17 protein-coding genes are annotated in these 18,634 nt (G+C 41.5%); 4 read left to right on the forward strand and 13 right to left on the reverse strand.

Features of this window, described 5'->3' with window-relative positions:
• Positions 1 to 13 precede the first annotated feature (13 nt).
• The 6 genes from asnB to G590_RS19770 all read right to left on the reverse strand — a co-directional run bounded on the left by asnB (position 14) and on the right by G590_RS19770 (position 7,236).
• Positions 14 to 1,597, reverse strand: a complete 1,584-nt coding sequence (asnB, locus tag G590_RS0114535; RefSeq protein WP_022766386.1) for an asparagine synthase B — start codon at positions 1,595 to 1,597, stop codon at positions 14 to 16.
• A 38-nt stretch (positions 1,598 to 1,635) separates the two neighbouring features.
• Complete coding sequence (locus tag G590_RS0114540) at positions 1,636 to 3,405, reverse strand: ammonium transporter (protein WP_022766387.1); 1,770 nt, start codon at positions 3,403 to 3,405, stop codon at positions 1,636 to 1,638.
• 161 nt (positions 3,406 to 3,566) lie between these two features.
• Positions 3,567 to 4,136 carry an anthranilate synthase component II gene (locus tag G590_RS0114545; RefSeq protein ID WP_022766388.1) on the reverse strand — a complete coding sequence of 190 codons (570 nt, stop codon included), beginning with the start codon at positions 4,134 to 4,136 and terminating at the stop codon, positions 3,567 to 3,569.
• On the reverse strand, positions 4,133 to 5,602 hold the full coding sequence (gene trpE, locus G590_RS0114550) for an anthranilate synthase component I (protein WP_022766389.1): 1,470 nt from the start codon (positions 5,600 to 5,602) through the stop codon (positions 4,133 to 4,135). Before trpE ends, G590_RS0114545 begins: the two co-directional genes overlap by 4 nt.
• 129 nt (positions 5,603 to 5,731) lie before the next feature.
• Positions 5,732 to 6,382, reverse strand: a complete 651-nt coding sequence (locus G590_RS21695) for a hypothetical protein (RefSeq protein WP_022766390.1) — start codon at positions 6,380 to 6,382, stop codon at positions 5,732 to 5,734.
• Positions 6,383 to 6,468: 86 nt separating this feature from the next.
• The gene (locus G590_RS19770; RefSeq protein ID WP_022766391.1) at positions 6,469 to 7,236 is read right to left on the reverse strand and encodes a PHP domain-containing protein; all 768 of its coding nucleotides are present in this window, start codon (positions 7,234 to 7,236) and stop codon (positions 6,469 to 6,471) included.
• Positions 7,237 to 7,360: 124 nt separating this feature from the next.
• On the opposite strand from G590_RS19770, the gene G590_RS21410 reads away from it, so the two are divergent.
• On the forward strand, positions 7,361 to 7,531 hold the full coding sequence (locus G590_RS21410; protein WP_022766392.1) for a hypothetical protein: 171 nt from the start codon (positions 7,361 to 7,363) through the stop codon (positions 7,529 to 7,531).
• A 194-nt stretch (positions 7,532 to 7,725) separates the two neighbouring features.
• On the forward strand, positions 7,726 to 8,343 hold the full coding sequence (locus G590_RS0114570) for a YgjV family protein (RefSeq protein WP_022766393.1): 618 nt from the start codon (positions 7,726 to 7,728) through the stop codon (positions 8,341 to 8,343).
• Positions 8,344 to 8,350: 7 nt separating this feature from the next.
• Here the strand turns inward: G590_RS0114570 and G590_RS0114575 are convergent, their stop codons facing one another.
• The gene (locus G590_RS0114575) at positions 8,351 to 8,590 is read right to left on the reverse strand and encodes a hypothetical protein (protein WP_022766394.1); all 240 of its coding nucleotides are present in this window, start codon (positions 8,588 to 8,590) and stop codon (positions 8,351 to 8,353) included.
• A 145-nt stretch (positions 8,591 to 8,735) separates the two neighbouring features.
• Between G590_RS0114575 and pta the strand changes: the two genes are divergently transcribed.
• Positions 8,736 to 9,719 carry a phosphate acetyltransferase gene (pta, locus tag G590_RS0114580; RefSeq protein WP_022766395.1) on the forward strand — a complete coding sequence of 328 codons (984 nt, stop codon included), beginning with the start codon at positions 8,736 to 8,738 and terminating at the stop codon, positions 9,717 to 9,719.
• Positions 9,720 to 9,777: 58 nt separating this feature from the next.
• Here pta and G590_RS0114585 read toward each other — a convergent pair whose 3' ends face one another.
• A complete protein-coding gene (locus tag G590_RS0114585; RefSeq protein WP_022766396.1) occupies positions 9,778 to 11,187 on the reverse strand; it encodes a sensor domain-containing diguanylate cyclase in 1,410 nt (469 codons plus the stop codon).
• 135 nt (positions 11,188 to 11,322) lie between these two features.
• On the opposite strand from G590_RS0114585, the gene G590_RS0114590 reads away from it, so the two are divergent.
• A complete protein-coding gene (locus G590_RS0114590) occupies positions 11,323 to 12,567 on the forward strand; it encodes an extracellular solute-binding protein (protein ID WP_022766397.1) in 1,245 nt (414 codons plus the stop codon).
• Here G590_RS0114590 and G590_RS0114595 read toward each other — a convergent pair whose 3' ends face one another.
• The 5 genes from G590_RS0114595 to G590_RS0114615 form a co-directional block, all read right to left on the reverse strand.
• Entirely contained in the window at positions 12,568 to 13,392 is an 825-nt protein-coding gene (locus G590_RS0114595) for a TrmH family RNA methyltransferase (RefSeq protein WP_022766398.1), read from the reverse strand. It lies immediately after the preceding gene.
• Positions 13,393 to 13,404: 12 nt separating this feature from the next.
• Positions 13,405 to 14,601: a nickel pincer cofactor biosynthesis protein LarC gene (gene larC, locus G590_RS0114600; RefSeq protein ID WP_022766399.1), complete on the reverse strand. Its 1,197-nt coding sequence runs from the start codon at positions 14,599 to 14,601 to the stop codon at positions 13,405 to 13,407.
• An 18-nt stretch (positions 14,602 to 14,619) separates the two neighbouring features.
• Positions 14,620 to 14,967, reverse strand: a complete 348-nt coding sequence (locus G590_RS0114605) for a hydrogenase maturation nickel metallochaperone HypA/HybF (protein WP_022766400.1) — start codon at positions 14,965 to 14,967, stop codon at positions 14,620 to 14,622.
• 388 nt (positions 14,968 to 15,355) lie between these two features.
• The gene (locus tag G590_RS0114610; RefSeq protein ID WP_022766401.1) at positions 15,356 to 16,657 is read right to left on the reverse strand and encodes an ATP-binding protein; all 1,302 of its coding nucleotides are present in this window, start codon (positions 16,655 to 16,657) and stop codon (positions 15,356 to 15,358) included.
• 48 nt (positions 16,658 to 16,705) lie between these two features.
• On the reverse strand, positions 16,706 to 17,875 hold the full coding sequence (locus tag G590_RS0114615; RefSeq protein WP_022766402.1) for a replication initiation protein: 1,170 nt from the start codon (positions 17,873 to 17,875) through the stop codon (positions 16,706 to 16,708).
• Positions 17,876 to 18,634: the final 759 nt, after the last annotated feature.

The raw sequence follows: 18,634 nt of genomic DNA on the forward strand, positions 1-18,634 counted from the left end.
TCCTCCGTTTAATTTATTTGCCGCTGGCGCCGTAGTTTGACAGCACTCTTGCGGAAGGATCGTTGACATTACATCCTTTCCAGGATTTGTTTGGCATCCAGAAATCTACAACCATATGAGACTGGCCTTCGTAGTATTTCTCGAATATCTCTCTGTAAAGAAGAGATTCTTTTGTAAATGGTGTCGCATGCGTATAAGACTTTCTCCTGGTCTCATACTCTGCGTAAGTATATGTATTGTCTGCATATTCCATAAGATCATCTCTGAGTGAATGTCCGACAGCATCCGAGAATGCTGCTTTTTCTCTCATGAGGATCGATCTTGGAATGAATTCATCTTTTTCAAATGCTTTTCTCAAAAGAAATTTTCCGATTCCGTAGGTATTGAGCTTCTTTTCAGGATCTATGCTCATTACATAATCTACAAAATCCAGATCACCGAAGGGAACTCTTGCCTCCAATGAGTTGACGCTTATGCATCTGTCTGCTCTTAGTACGTCATACATGTGAAGCTCTCTTACGCGCTTTTTCGCTTCCTCCTGGAAAGCCTCAGCACTCGGAGCAAAGTCCGTGTACTTGTAACCAAAGAGCTCATCTGAAATTTCTCCTGTCAGGATTACCTTTATATCTGTATTCTCGTGGATCCACTTGCACAGAAGATACATTCCGATGGAAGCTCTGACTGTAGTTATGTCATAGGTTCCAAGTGCGTGGATTACCGGCTCTACAGCGTTTATGACATCCTCTTTTGTAATGATCACCTCGTGGTGATTGCTGTGGATATACTCCGCAACCTCTCTCGCATACTTGAGGTCTATGGCATCTATGTCCATCCCAATTGCAAAAGTCTCGATTGGTTTATCAGAGAGGCTTGCTGCAACTCCGCATACAAGGGAGGAATCAAGTCCTCCCGAAAGCAAAAACCCAACCGGTGCATCAGCGCTGAGCCTCTTTTTGATACCACGGATCAGCTTGTCATGGATATTTTCGGTGATGGTATGAAGATCATCTGTCCTTAGCTCTTTTACCTCCGTCATATCCCTGTAGCAGATAAATCTGCCATCCTCGTAGTAATGTCCCGGAGGGAAAGGCTTAATGCTCTTGCAGACATCTGTAAGGTTCTTGGGCTCTGATGCGAAAAGAATGTATCCATCATCGTCGTAGCCGTAGTAAAGAGGTCTGATTCCTATGGGATCTCTTGCTGCTATGAAGTCATTCTTTTTGCTGTCATATATTACACACGCAAACTCCGCATCCAGAAGGCTGAACATCTTAGTTCCCAGTCTTTCATATAGAGGAAGAAGTATCTCGCAATCACTGTCGCTCCCAAAGCTGTATCCCAGAGAGATCAGATAATTCTTAAGCTCTGTAAACCCGTATAATTCGCCGTTACATATAACTGCGTTTCCGTTTAGAGTAAAGGGCTGCATTCCGCTCTCTGTAAGGCCCATGATTGAAAGTCTGTTAAATCCCATATAGCCCTTTGGCGTCTGGAAGGTCCTTGTCATGTCCGGGCCTCTGGAAGTTGTCTTTTCCAGGATTTCCTCAAAGAAATCCTTTGATACATCTGCTCTTGCGTATGTCAGTATTGCGCACATACTTCAAATCCTCCTACGTGAATTTCATAAGATACTCTCTACTCGACGTCAGCGAGCGCTGCTGCGCCTTCTTCTCCGGTGCGGATCTTAACCACATTGTCGAGACTGTAAACGAAGATCTTTCCGTCTCCGATATGTCCTGTGTAAAGAGCTTTCTTAGCTGCTTCAATAACATCTGCTACCGGAATCTTACTTACTACTACTTCAAGCTTGATCTTTGGAAGCAATGTCGCATCCATCTCAACTCCACGGTACATCTCACCTGAGCCTTTCTGGACACCGCAACCCATAACCTGCGTAACAGTCATACCCGTTACACCCAGATCATTCATAACCTTACGAAGCTTGTCGTAACGAGAGAGCTTTGCGATAATAACAACCTTGTGGATACCGCTTTCTGTGTGAACTGGTGCTGAAACCACAGGAACTGCTGCATTCTTCTGGAAAGCAGATGCTTCTTCGTAATCGCTAGCACCAAGATCTGTGTTTTCATTGACTGACATCTGAAGTGTATTGGAAACATCCATGATGGCAAATCCTGAATAAGCTGATGCAAGACCATGCTCTGTTGAGTCAAGACCAAGGATTTCCTCTTCTTCTGAAACTCTAAGGCCAAGGACCTTTTTAATTACAAAGAATGTTATTGATATGGTGATCACTGTCCATGCTGCTACTGCAAAGAAACCTACAAGCTGAATTCCAAGGAGCTTAAATCCGCCTCCGTAGAAAAGACCTGTCATCTCATTGCCTGCTGCATCAGCAATTGAGTAACCGGGTGCTGAGTTTGTTGCAAAAAGGCCTACTGCAATAGTTCCCCAGATACCGTTGAGGCAGTGAACTGCTACTGCACCCACAGGATCATCAATATGAAGCTTGTAATCAAGGAGCCATACACCGAAGCAAACAAGAAGTCCTGCCACAATACCGATCACGATGGCACCGAAAGCATCAGTTACATCACAGGGAGCTGTGATAGCTACAAGACCTGCCAGTGAAGCATTCAGACACATTGAGACATCAGGCTTACCGTATTTGATCCATGTGAAAATCATGCATGTTACAGTTGCAAGCGCCGGAGCAATGGTTGTCGTAACAAAGATGCTTCCAAGCTGCTCGACTGAAGTTGCTGCCGCGCCGTTAAATCCGTACCAGCCAAGCCAGAGAATAAAGACACCAAGCGCTGCAGCTACAAGGTTGTGACCCGGGAATGCATTTACTTTAGTAACTTTTCCTGATTTATCTCTTTCAAACTTACCAATACGTGCTCCGAGGAATGCTGCACCAATAAGTGCTGAAATACCGCCAACCATGTGAATTGCTGTAGAACCTGCGAAATCATGGAAGCCGATCTGTGAAAGAAAACCGCCGCCCCAGATCCAGTGCGCTTCAATAGGATAAATAACTGCTGAGATAACTGCCGAGTACACACAATAGGATATGAATTTTGTTCTCTCAGCCATTGATCCTGAAACGATGGTTGCTGTTGTCGCACAGAACACAAGGTTAAATACGAAGTTAGACCAGTCAAAGTTTGCATAATTCGAAAAAATATCGAATCCGGGTTTTCCGATTATGCCTGCCAGATCTTCCCCAAGAAGCAGGCCAAAACCGATAAGAATAAATACTACAGTTCCAATACAGAAGTCCATCAGATTCTTCATTATGATGTTTCCTGTATTTTTTGCTCTGGTAAAGCCGGCCTCACACATTGCAAATCCGGCCTGCATCCAGAAAACCAAAGCTGCGCCTATCAAAAACCAAACGCCAAAAACACTACCGTTAATAGCATCTAAAATTTCACCGCTCATACGTTTCTCCTCCTGTTTGTGCCCTTAAGGCACAAAAAAAACGACGCAATGGCACACTACGTTTATGTTCGTAGTATGATGCGCCATTGCATCGTTTGCTTTTTTGTATTCGTGTATACACTTTACTTATTCATGGATTGTACTCGGATGTTTAAAGCCTGTCAACAACTTTTTAAAAAATTTTTCAACATAGCCTTACCATCAGGCGTCATGATGGATTCCGGATGGAACTGAACCCCGTAAATAGGGTATTCCCGGTGCTCTATTGCCATGACTTCACCGCCTTCAGTAACACCCGTTATTTTTAAGCAGTCAGGAATCGTGTCCTTTTCTGCCGCAAGAGAATGGTATCTTGCAACCGGTGCATTCTCAGGAATTCCCTTAAATAATGCACTGTCAGTATCAAATTTCACCACAGACTGTTTACCGTGCATAAGCTCTTTTGCATAGGTTACAGTTGCTCCAAAGGCCATACATATTGCCTGATGTCCGAGACATACGCCCAGTATCGGGATGTCTTTTCCCAAGGTTCTTGCTGCCTCCACGATAACACCTGCATCCTCGGGTCTTCCGGGCCCGGGTGAAAGGATGATCCTGTCGGGATTAAGAGCTCTGATCTCCGGGATTGTCATCTCATCATTTCTTATAACCCTGATATCCGGGTCAATCTCGCCTATGAGCTGGTAGAGATTATAGGAAAAGCTGTCGTAGTTATCTATAAGAAGTATCATCTCTCCACCTCCTGTGCCAGCTCAAGTGCGCGAAGTGACGCTCTCGCCTTATTGAGGCACTCCGTAAACTCTTTTTCGGGATCGGAATCAGCCACAATTCCTGCTCCGCTCCTTACAAAAACAGTGTCGTTTTTCTTATAAATAAGACGGATAGCGATGCACGTATCCATATTTCCGGAAAAATCGATGTATCCGATGGCTCCGCCGTAGATTCCGCGCTTATTGTTTTCTAGTTCACCAATCAGCTGACAAGCCCTGATCTTGGGCGCTCCGGAGAGTGTTCCGGCCGGAAGCACCGCATTTATCGCATCCAGCGCATCATTCTCTTCTCTGATCTCTCCCCTGACTGTCGAACCAATGTGCATGACGTGTGAATATCTCTCTATAGAATGGAGCTTCTCAACCTGTACTGTACCGAATTTACTGATCTTGCCAAGGTCGTTTCTTCCAAGATCCACAAGCATATTGTGCTCAGCCAGCTCTTTTTCATCTGCAAGAAGCTCTTTTTCCAGAGCTTCGTCCTCCTCTTTAGTAGCTCCCCTGGGCCTTGTTCCGGCCAGAGGGAATGTGTGAAGGACGCCCTTTTCAAGCTTAACAAGCGTCTCAGGAGAAGCACCGGCCACCTCAACGTCAGTACCCGAGAAATAGAACATGTACGGAGAAGGATTAATGGTTCGAAGCACTCTGTATGTATTTAAAAGACTTCCCTTAAACGGTGCCGATAATCTGTTTGAGAGCACAATCTGGAAAATGTCGCCCTCCTTAATGTGCTTTTTGCCACTCTCTACCATGGCGCAATACTCTTCTTTGTTAAAAAGAGGCGTGACTTCGCCCATAAGCTTTCCACTTTCATCGGTCTTCTCTGTATCGGAATATATCAGCTCTTTTAACTGAGTAAGCTCGTCTATAGCCTTGTTATAACCCGCCTCTATGTCAGCAGTTTCCGCATTTGCGATCAGCACAATCTTCTGCTTGACATTATCGAAAGCAATAACTTTATCAAACAGCATGAGATCCAGGTCTTTGAAAGCATCATTATCAACGCCTTTCCAAGCTGCACTGGGCTCACAGTATCCAAAGTAATCGAAGGCAAAATAACCCACCAGTCCTCCTGTGAACGGCGGAAGATCATCAAACATCGGGCTTCTGTAATTTGACAGTATCTCCCGAAGTACCTTCCATGGCTCAGTCGTCTTAACGGTCTTATTGCCAAAAGACATCTCACCGTCTTTTAATGTAATTGCAAGCTTGGGTTCATAGCCCACGAAAGTATATCTTCCCCAATATTCGTTGGCCTGTGCAGATTCCAGCATATAGCAATGTCTGGATACGGATTTTAGTTTCCTTACAAGTTCGATTGGCGTAATAAAGTCCGACAGGATCTCACATCCCACCGGTATAACGTCATATTTGCCGCTTTTCGCGATTTCTTTTGCCTTTTCCAGGCTGATAGTCACATTCACCATGATCCTCCCCAAAATCATCCCTGAACAATAGTTTTGCATAATTGCATAAATATTAGCGCATTTTGCGCTTTAACGCAATAAAAAAGGGCTGAACAAGCGCGTTCAGCCCATTGAATATTTATATAATTATTATTTAACTTTGTTGCCACCCCATTCTACAACTGTAAATCCGTCTCTGGAAGGTGTATCGAGAATCTGAGGCATTATCCTGATGTGATGATCTGATGGATACCATGCCATGAACACTCTGATCAGATTATCCGGCTCAGGTGTAACTGTAAGCCTGGCACCCTTGTTATAGGTCTTGCCCTGGAAACTTATCACATTATAAGGATTGCCTTCCATATCAGCGAGCCAGAACTTCAAAAACTCATCGATCTCTGACTCATTAAGACCCTGCTCTGCAAGCTTCTCACGAAGGAACCCTTCTGTCTCTTCGCCCTTTACGCAGTATCCGGTGTAGAAGTCATACTCAAATCTCGGAACACCCTCCCAGAAGAGGTAATCATACTCGTTTCCTTCGAAGGTTATCTTACCGTCTCTGTCAGCTGTGACATTCCATGTATTTTCTGCGTTGAACTCCGGGATAAGATCAGTTATATCTCCGTTGTAGTCAAGGCTTACTGATATTTCACTTCCGTCCTCCTGTGGATACAGGTAAATTACAGGCTTAAGATCCACTCCTTCAGGAGTATGATTCTGTGCTGTTCCGCCTGAGCACCCAACCACAGCCATTAATGCAATTGTCATTACTAATCCCACAATACTTTTCTTCCTCATAGGCTCATACCTCCTATACGATTATTATAAACCATTCGCAGTCAAATTGTGTACAAGTTAACAGAAATTTAACATTAGTTCACAAATTAGTGCCAAAATACTTCCAGCGTAGGCCCCTGTGAAGGAACAGTAAGCTCTTTTGCCTCGGAAACAGGCCTGAATTCTCCGCCTTTTCCATGAACATCTTTTAAATACACCGGAGTCCCCTCTCCGGACATAAATGCTTCGATATAATCATCTATCGAATTAATGGGAAAAGAGAACCTCATTCCGCCCATATTTTCCTGCGAAAAGTTATGGATATCAGAGCCACCGGCCATTCTAAAACCTCTTTTAGCCGCATACTCATAGCCAAGTGCATTCTGCCAATCGGGATTGGCAGCATTGTAAACCTCTACGCCATCACTAATATCAGGTGTTATGTTAATCTCGGACAGATATCCTCGCTCCCTGTATGGATGTGCCTGGATCATAATAGCTCCGGCTTCATGCACCATCCTGAACACCTCGTATCTGTCTCTTGTTTCAAATCCCGGATGATCCAGGAGCCAGGCCTTGTCCAGCCCATAAATCATGAATTCATCCCCATAGAAATTGTATTCTATCCCAAACAGAACCGTGAAATCACTTCCGGCAGCTGCTTTTGCATGCTCATAGCCACTGCAATACTGTTCAACCCGCTTCTCCCAAGAGATATCTATAGGTACACAGCTGTTACCCGTGAAATAATGGTCTGTTACAATGATCCCGCTGTATCCAAGCCCCTTCATATAAGAAAAATAGTTCTCCCCGGGGGTCGAAGAGCAGGCGCTTGCTTCAATTGTGTGTAGGTGTGTCTCGTAAATGTACTCCAATTGTGAAACCTCTTTCAGTTAATATTTTTTTTATAAAATCTTTAGACGGAGATTAGTTACTGTACATATTTTTAGCTTATGATGTTGAAAGTAATTTTTTTGAAGGAATCGGAGGGCAAACGGTATGGATACATTAAACTCTTTTGAAACTCACAACAAAATCGCTGAACCCAAGGTTGTTGACACTGTTAATTTTTTCGGCAAGTATGTCGATGCGTCATCCTTCAAGTCTAAGGTTATTACTGCATCAGCTCTTCTTGTGGTCGGTGTTACAGCTATAGTGCTCATTTTCTGAACTAATTTCGCCATTTAGCGTATTATATGTGTTATATAACTTATATGTCTGTATAAACGATGGGATTTCAATTGCTGCTGACCGCTTAACGGCCGATGATCACTGTAATCCCATCTATTTTATTGCCTTCTGTTTTTTGGCAAATATTTATGATATGCTTACTTATGTAAACTGATTTATTAAGGAGAAACTTTATGGATACAAAAATGATAATTGAAATGGTCGGATATGTTGGATCAGCGCTGGTGCTGGTATCCTTTTTCATGTCTTCCATTTTTAAACTCAGAGTAATAAACACTATCGGCAGTCTTATATTTACCGTGTATGCATTTATTATCCATTCCTACCCAACAGCAGTAATGAATATATGCCTGGTAGGAATCAACATATACTATCTTATCAAACTCAGTAATACGGGCAAAGAAACAAGGGAATACGATCTTGTGAAAGTTTCCCTGGATGATTCCATGCTTAAATATTCCATTGATAAGGCAAAAGAGGATATCCTGAAATGCTTCCCCGGATTATCTCTGGACTTCTCAGATGCAACTTCTTCCTACATGGTTTGTTATAACGGTGCTCCTGCAGGAATTTTCATCGGAAAAGAGACTGCTGATAACAATATGGATATTCTTTTGGACTATTCACTTCCTGAGTACAGAGACTTCTCAATCGGAAAGTTTCTGTTCTCGAAGCTTCCGGCAGAGGGAGTTTCAACTCTCACCTACAACGGTCCGGATGAACATCACAAAGACTACTTAAACAAATACGGATTTGTTAAAAAAGATAACAGCTATATAAAGACTTTCTGACCTGATATCAGTTCATGGCTCCGGGATCGGACATCATTTTGATAGTCTCGATATCATTGGCTGTAAGCTTAATATTTGATTCTATCTTCTTGCCATCAGGAGTTGTAACTGTAACGCCAAGAACAGTTCCTTCCTGAAGGGCATTGTCTTTAATTGCCATCAGGAACGGTACAAACTTGGGATGATCCTGCTGAAAAGTCTGTATTCTTTGCTGTATTTGCATAAACATCATTGGATTCATATTCATATTTTTGTCACCTCTGCTAAAATTTAGCATAAAAATTGAGCGAAATCAAATTTTTTTATTTTCCTTTAGTCTATAATGACATACGCATTGAAAATGTATGCGCTTACAAAAGAGATAAAACCGTTGTTTTAAGGAGGAAAAATAAATGTACGGATTTGGTGATATGATCCAAAAGCTCAAACAGGACCCAAAGACTATTGTATTCCCTGAGGGTTCAGATCCACGAATTCTTGAGGCCGCATCCAGACTTCTTGCCGGCAACTTCATTAAACCTATTCTTCTCGGAAATGTAGACGAGATCAATAAGTCTGCTGAAGACGCTGGTTACAACATCCGCGGCGCACAGATAATCGATCCTGAGAACTATGACAAGTTCGATGAGATGGTTGATGCTTTCTGCGAGCTCAGAAAGAGCAAGGGAATGACACCTGAGAAGGCAATCCCTATTCTTAAGCAGACCAACTACTTCGGAACAATGCTCGTTAAGATGGGACTTGGCGACTGTCTTCTCGGAGGAGCAACATACTCAACAGCTGATACTGTTCGTCCTGCTCTCCAGATTATCAAGACAAAGCCTGAGAACACAATCGTTTCATCATGCTTCATCCTTGTTCGTCCATCTGCTACAGGTGATAACGAGGTTATCGCTATGGCAGACTGCGGAATCAACATCAATCCTAATGAGGATGAACTTGTTGAGATCTGTGGCGAGACAGTTAACTGTGCAAGACGTTTCGGCGTAGATCCTAAGGTTGCTTTCCTTTCATTCTCAACAAAGGGATCAGCCAAGGACGACACAGTAACCAAGATGCAGAACGCTACCAAAAAGGCTCAAGAGAAATATCCTGATATTCCTATCGATGGAGAGCTCCAGTTCGATGCAGCTGTATCTCCTCGCGTAGCTAAGCAGAAGGCACCCGGCTCACCTGTTGCAGGACATGCCAACACCTTCATTTTCCCTGATATCAACGCAGGAAACCTTGGTTATAAAATTGCTCAGAGAATGGGTAACTTCGAAGCTTACGGTCCTATTCTTCTTGGACTCAACGCTCCGATCAACGATCTTTCACGTGGCTGCAATGCTATCGAAGTATATTCAATGGCAATTATTACAGCTGCACTTGCATAAGATCACATATTCTAGCATAAAAAGAGTAGTCACAAACGTGACTACTCTTTTCTTTTTCTTAAGTATTGTTAGCATGACGACGCTCGTGATTCTTGTAAAATTGAGCCTTGTCCTTATACATATCCTCATCTGCCGCCGTAATTACTTTATTTATTTCCTTTGAGCTTCTCGACCACTTGTATCCAATAGCAACGGATATTCCCTTAGATTTGGCCTTAAGCTTGTCTACGAGTTCTTTAAACTTATCCTCCTGTATGTCAGGAACTATAGCCACAAACTCGTCCCCTCCGATCCTGTAGCAATACTTTTTCTTGAAAACCATGCTGACTAACTCAGAAGTGTCTTTTATCAGTTTGTCTCCTGCCTGATGGCCCTTATCGTCATTAATTGATTTAAGCCCGTTGATATCAGTGTAGCATACTCCGACAGGAACCGACATTTCAGACAAAAGAAGAACTGTCTGGTTAAGAGAATATCTGTTACCGAGCTCAGTCAGAGCATCGTGCCCTCCAAGGAACATAAGCTCTTTTGTAAGGTCGTTGTTTCTGATCTGTCCGGCTATAAACGCCGAAACCGTCTCCATCATCTCTTCTACATTGACCTGAATCTCCAGCGAATGATTATCCACTACCAGAAATCCCATAAGCCCGTCTTTATCCTTTAGTGTTGTCACCATAAACCTGGAAATCTTACCTGCCAGAAACTCATTGTACAGATCGGGATTGGCATCTTGTATGACCGTCACATCCGGCATCTGCAAAACACTTCCTCCCTCAAGATCCCTGAGCCAGATTTTGACCATGTCAGCCTTTTCAAAGACTTTTTTGGACGGAAGCTCCGTTGAACATGATTTACTTACCCATTCAATGATCTCTTTTATCGAATTATTCCCATGCTCCGTCCTGACAACATAGACGCGATCGGCTTCCATAGTCTGACCAATTTTTCTGAGAACTCTTTTTATTCCCTTGTTAAAGTCAGGAGTAGAAATTGCCTTGGCACATTCAATTACCAGCTTATTGGTGTTTGTTTTAAAGGTCTGCGTCACCTCATTTTTCTTATCGGCGGTAACATCATGGATGATAAAGGCGCAAAAACCTTTCTGATAAACCGGAACAACCCAAAACTCAAACCATTTATTATAACGGCTGTTATATGTTCTGTTTATAGATGACTGTCTGAGAACAGCAGCCTGATAGCTGAATTTGATCCAGTCCTCATCCTGATTGGTGACAGTCTGATAGAAGGTATTGCCAACAAGTTCAGCCACCGGCCGGCCTACGAGTTGTGCGTACTTCTCATTCACATACAGGAATAACATATCCTTAACAGTCCCAAACGGATCTGTAAGAACTTTAAATATACAGCATGCATCCGGAAGATCTCTTAACATATAGAGAACATCATTAGCAGTAAATTCGGTATCCGTGGAATATCCAATTTTTCCTTCGCTGTTAACCTCAGACATATTGTCACCTCGTAAAATGAGTCAACTTATAAATTGCCAAATTTATTATACTACAAAAGTTAATTTTATTATTATCTATTTTTAATATATGATTTTTCGCAATATGATAATATTAAGTTGTTATGGAGGAATGTCATGCGCAGAAACAGAAACGTTTTATCAGTACTAATTTCATTATGCTTATGCCTTTCCCTTGTAGGATGTACATCTTCTAACAATTCACAGTCTGCATCCTCATCATCCAACGGAAAAACTATAACTATTGCAGCCCGCGACGGTTCTCACGCAGATGTTATCAACGCCGTAAAAGGAAAGTTTGAAAGTGAGTACGGTTGCAAAGTAGAGGTAATCCCCCTCAGCGCAGATGATATTCACACAAACGTAATTGATGATGCGAAAAATGCAGAAGGCAAATATGACATCATTATGATTGACGACCCGTTAATGCCTGAATATATAGAAAAAAAAGTACTTCTAAACCTTACACAGCTAGGATATTCTGATGACGAAGACTTTGTAGAAAAATCCAGGCTGTTGGGCAAAAACCCATATCCTCTCGGAGCCACTTATGCGCTTCCATTCTCCGGAAATGTTCAGCTTATCTTCTATAATCCCGACTTAATAGACAGCACCGATGCCCTGAATTCATGGATGGGAGTTCTTTCAACCTGTGAGAACGCAAAAGCTGCCGGGAAAAAGGGATATGCTATAAGAGGCCAGGCAGGAAATCCCATTGTATCCGATTTTCTTCCGATCCTATGGGCTTTTGGCGGAGATCTTTTTGATGAAAATAACAGAGTTATCCTGAATTCCAAAGAGAGTCGTGATGCACTGGATTTCTACTGTCAGCTGTATCAAACGGGAGATAATTATGATAAAGACGGCCTGGTAAAAGCCATTAACAATAATGAAGCTGCGATAGCACTTGGCTGGCCATCCTGGTTCATCACCGGAGATGGTGCATCCGCATCTATCGCTCAGATTCCCGGTAAGGTCTACGTCATCTCTGAGACCTATGCAACCGGAGAAATAGGCAACTGGTTGCTGGGCGTAACCACAAATTCCAAAAATCCGGACCTGGCGCTTGAACTTGCCATATATCTGACCAGCGCCGATGTGCAGAGAGAGGCTATTGATCACGGCGGAATACCGACAAGAAAAAGCGTGTTCAAGGATCCTTCAATAATTGCACAATATCCGTACTTCAAACAGATTTACAGCGGCACCAACAACTCCCGAGTAAGGCCCCGAACCACCAAGTGGTCTGAAATAGAGGTCGTGTTCGGAGAAGAACTTGTAAAATGCATTGAAGGAACTCAATCTGTTGACGATACGATCAGAAATTCTCATAAAGCAATCTCTGAACTTATGAATGAATAATCAAGACTTTCTGGCAGCAAGCTCCCAAAACGTCACGGCGCTTGCTGCTGCTACGTTCAGAGAGTCTACTCCGTGTGACATAGGAATTTTAACAACGTAATCGCTGGATTCGATTGTCCTTTTTCTAAGTCCTTCACCCTCAGTTCCCATGATTATCGCAAGTTTATCCTCACTTCCAAGGGTCTTATCATCTATACCAACAGAAGTGTCAACCAATGCCATAGCTGCTGATTTAAATCCCAGGCCATGAAGAATTCTTATTCCGTCTTCATACCACTCATCACCGATAAAAGTCCATGGTATCTGAAAAACAGTTCCCATACTTACTCTTATAGCCCTCCTGTAGAGTGGATCACTGCATCCACTCGTTAGTATCACACCGTCAATATTAAGCGCAGCTGCGGATCGAAATATCGCACCTACATTTGTTGGATTTTCTACATCTTCCAGAACCACAATTCTCCTGGCTCCCTTAAATAATTCTTCGGGAGATGAGAGTTCTTTTCTCCTCATGGCGCAAAGCGCCCCTCTGGTCAATTTAAATCCGGTTATCTCGGACAATATATCCTGTGTTGAAACATAGACCGGAATATCCCCAAGTCTGGGAAGGATCTCTTCCATCTCACCTTTAAGAAGATTGTCTTCTACAAGCGCTGATACAGGTTCATATCCGGCATCCAATGCCCTTACAATAACTTTAGGGCTTTCCGCGATGAAAAGCCCTAATTTTGGTTCATATATTCTTTTTAACTGATTTTCATTTAAGGAATTATATATTGTGACTTCTTCACAGTTTAAGTCCTTAAGTGTAATGATATTGCTCATTTTCCTCCGGTATTAAAACGATGATTCCAACTCATTTTTCAACTCTATTATAGACTTTCCCGTCCTCCTTGCAATACCGGCAAGATCGTCATACTCAAGTTTTTCACGCTTTATGCCGTGTCCGTATGATTTTTTTACTCTTATCTCGCCGTATGGAGTATCAATCTTCTTAATTTCTCTTAGCATGGTGTATCTGTTGTATGTCTGCTCACGAATGCCAAGGGTCGTCGTATACTTAAACATTGCCTTTAATAATTTTTCTTTATCATCTTCATTGCACAGGCATGTAAGCAGGAATCCGAGGCGATTCTTTTTCATATCAATTGATATTGTATAAACGTCCAGAGCGCCTTCTTCGAACAACATCTCTGTTGCAAAACCAAGCTCCTCACCGGTCATATCATCTATGTTGCATGACAGCTCAATTATCTTCTCTGCTTCTTCAGAGGAAACACCAATCATCGCCCTTACACAGTTTGCCTGTTCAAAATCCTTTTTACCCATACCATATCCGATTTTCTCAACAGTCATGACCGGCTGCGCGCCAAAATCAAAGGCAAAATACTTGACCAGAGCAGCTCCTGTAGGTGTACATAACTCTCCTACAAGCTTTTCGGGTGAATATGTAGGTATTCCTTCCAGCAAAAGAGCTGTTGCAGGCGCAGGAACAGGAAGTATCCCATGAGCACATTTCACCTGGCCATTTCCGACATTTATCGGAGATACAATGACCTTATCGGGATCCAGCTCATGAAGCAGGTAACAAACAGCTGTAATATCTGCTATAGCATCTTTTTCTCCGACTTCATGGAAGTGAATCTGAGAAACAGATTCTCCATGTACTTTACTTTCAGCCTGCGCAAGAAGCTGGTACACTTCTCTTATGTCACTCTTAATCTCTTTCGAAATATTAAGTCCTTCTATAATTTCTTCAATATCATCAATTGAATTGTGACTATGGTGCTCATGATCGTGGTAATGTTCATGGACATCTTCAGAAATCTCTTCTACACCATCTACAAGAACAGAGATGTGGTCACCCAATATTCCGCATTTTTTGACCTGATCAAGCTTGTAAACAACATTAGGTACATTTATGGCATTTAAAGCCTCTATAACGCTGTTTTTATCTTCAAACAGGCCAAGTAACGCCGATGCCATCATATCGCCCGCAATACCCATCTTACATTCCAGATACAGTGTTTTCATAGCATCTACCCTTTCTACTTAATCTTCAATCACCACGTTGTTCAATACTACGCCTTTTCCCTCGATAATATGTGCTTTCCTTCCGCCACAGGAAGGGCACAGATATCCGTTTTCTTTTGACGGAAAATACTCATTACCACATTCTTCACATAAAGCCTTTACCGGAACTTCAACGCATATAAGCTCTGCTCCCTCTATTATTGTTCCCTTTGCTGCTTCAGGGAAATACTTGTGCATATAATAAGGCATTACACCACTTGTTTTACCAATGTATACCTCAATGCTCTTTACCTTTTTTGCCTTGTTCTCCGTAGCTACATCCACTGCCATGGATACCATTCTGGCAATATAACTCATTTCATGCATTAAATGCTCTCCGACTCAATTTTCATATTTTATTATCATTTTATTACAATTTAATTGATTGTGCTTTATTTTTTGCCGATAATATTATAAGGAGGTGTGATATGGCTCACAATGTCGTTATAACTTGTGTTGGATGTGGTCGTTCCTTTACTGCTCGTAACAGCATGAATCCATTCTGCTGTAAAACCTGCAAAATACGATATTCATACCACTACACGTTTAAGTGTCGTGAGTGCCGCAACGCTTCCTGTGAAGTCAGAAATAATGCGTTAGCCGGTTGCGCTACTGATTGCCCGAATTTGAAGTGGGCTCCTTAAATCTATGAATATAGCAAATCCGCGGTTTTTGCCGCGGATTTTTATATGTTATATAACATTTATATGATATATTACTTGCCTTGCAAATGAGTTATAAACTGCTGGGCAGTTCTTCCGGAAACGCCTCCATGACTGAGTTCCCACCTGTCTGCCTCAAGTCTTAATTCGGCTTCATCCATCTCAATTCCGTTTCTCTCAGCCAAAACCTTAACAATATCATAAAATTCCTGCCTTGAAGGCTTATAATAGCCAATCGTCACACCGAACCTGTTGGCAAGTGACAGCTTCTCTTCCATGGTATCGGATCTGTGAATGTCTCCGTCCTGCTCAATATCTCTTCTGTCCTTCCATGTCTCTTTGATCAGATGACGCCTGTTAGAGGTTGCATAGATAAGTATATTGTCAGGTTTAGTCTCCACTCCGCCTTCAATAACAGCTTTCAGGAACTTATAGTCTGATTCATCCTCCTCAAAAGAAAGATCATCCATGTAGATAATGAATTTATAATTCCTATTCTTAATCTGAGCAATAAGCTGTGAAAGCATACGGAACTGATACTTGTAAATCTCTATCATTCTCAGTCCCTCGGAATAAAACTCGTTGACTATGGCCTTAATGCTGGTAGATTTACCGGTTCCGCTGTCGCCAAAAAGTAATACATTGTTAGCTTTTTTACCCTCTACAAAGGCTTTGGTGTTTGCAATAAGCTTCTCTTTTTGAAGCTCATATCCTACCAGGTCGTTTAGAACAACAGCATCCATATTGTTAATTGGATTAAACTCCACCTTGCCTTCGGGAAGTTCTCTGATTCTAAATGCCTTATTCAAGCCGAATTCACCGACTCCAATCCTCTTGTAGAATGAGGTTACGGTATCAAAAAACTCATCGTCGGATTCAGTTTTTTCAAGGCTTTCACTAAGCGCTTTTACCTTTTCACTGACGTTGCCGTTATACATAAGTTCCGGCTTATCTATAGCCTTGTAATTCGTGATGCAGCTGAAACAGTCAATTCCCAGTGACTTCTCCAAATCACTGAAATCAAAATCAAAAAGCTCCTTAAACGCATGAAAATCATTGATTGCAAAGTGGTTGACACTTCCATCCTTGCTTCCAACCTTCTCGCACGTAAGACTAAATGGGTTCTCATCCATGATCAAAAGATAAGTAAGATAATTATGCCAGAGATTCTTATCAAAAGCACAGGATGTACCAAGCTCCAGAAGGCGTTTGACCTGTCTGTAGCATCTCGTGATCAGATCTTCTTTGGAATAATTTCCACTGTGAAAATCCTTATACACATTTGAGAGCTGCATAAGGATAGAATCCACTGGAAGATCCCCATATATCAGCAATTTAGCGACTATCTGCTCCATTAACTCCTCCATAAATTACATATATGTTATATATCATAAATAACACCTTTAATTCTCAAGCAGCTTCTTTTCAAGTTCCTCAAAGTTATAGTCCGTGCGTTGAACAAAATTATTGTACGAAGTGCTTTTTGAAGCTTTAGGTCTGGACTCGGTATTATAATATCCCTTTTTAATGCAATCCTTGATAAAAGCAATCGGAACATCTATATCTGTACCGTAATTCTGCATATACTCGTATGCTTTCTTTATCTTGGAAATATCATAATCTGCAGACTCTGCTATTTCTCTTATCTCTCTGAGTTTGAAATCATCGTGCATCAGATCGATAAGTTCATCTAAAATCTCATCTCTGTTAGCCTGTACAATAGGCACTGATTTAGACGCTTCTAAATCCTTCTTAGTAACAAAAAACCTGATCCCGACAGCCTTACGACCATTTTTAATAGGCTCGTAATCAACTATAAGGCTTGTTTTACTGTTAAGCTCATCCTTCGCCTTTTGAAGAACATTTCTGTTAAATATCTTGAATTCTTTATATTTAGTCTGTCCGGTTTTCTCTGCCAGCTCGTCTATCCTGTCATAGTCAGGAAATTCCTTCTCAAGCTCGGCCTTCATCTCTTTGCTTCCACCGGAATTGATGATTCCAAGCTCCAATTTAAGCTCAGGCAATAGGTATTCGAAAACCATATCGCCATGTTTCTTAGTAACTGCTGACTGATAATCGTATGCCGACTTGAGCATCTCATATAACCTGAGAGAGTATACACTCTTAAGACTTAGAGTCTCTGCCAAACTAAGAACTGTGTAATCCTTCTGTAAATTTACGATTTTATCGGTAAGTGAGTTATTATATCTAAGAGTAAGTGTTCCGTTTTTGAAAGAAGCATCGGTAACAACCTGATGAGCTTCAATCTTGCCATTTTCCTTATCCTTCATAAGAAGGTTCCAGTCAAAAATGGTAGCGCCCTTGATCTGTCTGTCACAGAGAGCCTCTATATGTTCATAAAGTGAACCGGAACTGGATTTAAACATTTTTCTGAGATCAGTTCCATATATAGTCGCAACAACATTATTGGTCTCATCAACATGAATATGCTGCATTCCTATAGCAAATAACTTCTGGCTAAGAGCAGTTCCCTTACCCATCGCATTTATAAGTTCATTGGATTTTTTGTAGCTCTTATTAACTATGAGCTGCTCTCTCTTTTCTTTCTGCATTCTTAATCCGGTTCCTTTTTTGTTCACCTATTGATATAATAAGATGTTCCCATTTATTACACCTATTGGTTTTCTCGGTTAAAATAACATTCCCTTTTTATAAACCTTATCTTTATTATATTCCCTTTTTTGTCACTTACAAGCTTTTTCTCACAATATTTTGTATGTATTTCCTCAATTTACCACTATTAATTGTTGCCTAATGCAGTCAACATCTGAGATTCCCTATTTGTACACCTTTCGAATACGAACGTTCCCTTTTTGTCACCTTAGACTATAATAGTCAAATCAAATCGGTCAATAATATGCCCTTTTTAATCACCTTTAACTCCCTTTTACATTCCCTAATCTAGTTATTTATTTTAAAGCCGCATGTTTCCTGGAGATTTAATGATATATGATCATATTCTCATTCCCTTTTTAGTCACCTTTGCTTCCTTTTTTGATTACCTTTTCAGATTTGAACCTGAATTATGGTCCCTTTTCGGTGATCTAGATCTTATTTGTGAGTCTCGTATCACTTGTTTATTCAACCAGGTAAGATACATTCAAATTCTTATATAGGCCTTTTAAGCAATATTCAGGGCATATATTTTCATTCCCTTTTACATCACCTTTCCATTCCCTTTTTGGTCACCTATTACTCTCTTCCGCTCTGAAATGCCCTATTTATCAGCATTTTACAAGGTGTGATATTTGAAATACTTATATTCCCTTTTCGGTCACCTAATATCCCTTTTTATTATCTTTATGTCCCTT

This window comes from Butyrivibrio sp. XPD2006, from assembly GCF_000420865.1.
In the GTDB taxonomy this organism is placed as follows: Bacteria; Bacillota; Clostridia; order Lachnospirales; family Lachnospiraceae; genus Butyrivibrio.

Coding starts and splice junctions, on each gene's coding strand:
- G590_RS0114615 (WP_022766402.1), bottom strand. CDS start 17,875: ATGCAGAAAGAAAAGAGAGAGCAGCTCATAGTTAATAAGAGCTACAAA.
- G590_RS0114585 (WP_022766396.1), bottom strand. CDS start 11,187: ATGTCTGAGGTTAACAGCGAAGGAAAAATTGGATATTCCACGGATACC.
- G590_RS0114540 (WP_022766387.1), bottom strand. CDS start 3,405: ATGAGCGGTGAAATTTTAGATGCTATTAACGGTAGTGTTTTTGGCGTT.
- G590_RS21695 (WP_022766390.1), bottom strand. CDS start 6,382: ATGAGGAAGAAAAGTATTGTGGGATTAGTAATGACAATTGCATTAATG.
- G590_RS0114605 (WP_022766400.1), bottom strand. CDS start 14,967: ATGCATGAAATGAGTTATATTGCCAGAATGGTATCCATGGCAGTGGAT.
- G590_RS21410 (WP_022766392.1), top strand. CDS start 7,361: ATGGATACATTAAACTCTTTTGAAACTCACAACAAAATCGCTGAACCC.
- G590_RS0114595 (WP_022766398.1), bottom strand. CDS start 13,392: ATGAGCAATATCATTACACTTAAGGACTTAAACTGTGAAGAAGTCACA.
- G590_RS0114570 (WP_022766393.1), top strand. CDS start 7,726: ATGGATACAAAAATGATAATTGAAATGGTCGGATATGTTGGATCAGCG.
- pta (WP_022766395.1), top strand. CDS start 8,736: ATGTACGGATTTGGTGATATGATCCAAAAGCTCAAACAGGACCCAAAG.
- larC (WP_022766399.1), bottom strand. CDS start 14,601: ATGAAAACACTGTATCTGGAATGTAAGATGGGTATTGCGGGCGATATG.
- trpE (WP_022766389.1), bottom strand. CDS start 5,602: ATGGTGAATGTGACTATCAGCCTGGAAAAGGCAAAAGAAATCGCGAAA.
- G590_RS0114610 (WP_022766401.1), bottom strand. CDS start 16,657: ATGGAGCAGATAGTCGCTAAATTGCTGATATATGGGGATCTTCCAGTG.
- G590_RS0114545 (WP_022766388.1), bottom strand. CDS start 4,136: ATGATACTTCTTATAGATAACTACGACAGCTTTTCCTATAATCTCTAC.
- G590_RS0114575 (WP_022766394.1), bottom strand. CDS start 8,590: ATGAATATGAATCCAATGATGTTTATGCAAATACAGCAAAGAATACAG.
- G590_RS0114590 (WP_022766397.1), top strand. CDS start 11,323: ATGCGCAGAAACAGAAACGTTTTATCAGTACTAATTTCATTATGCTTA.
- asnB (WP_022766386.1), bottom strand. CDS start 1,597: ATGTGCGCAATACTGACATACGCAAGAGCAGATGTATCAAAGGATTTC.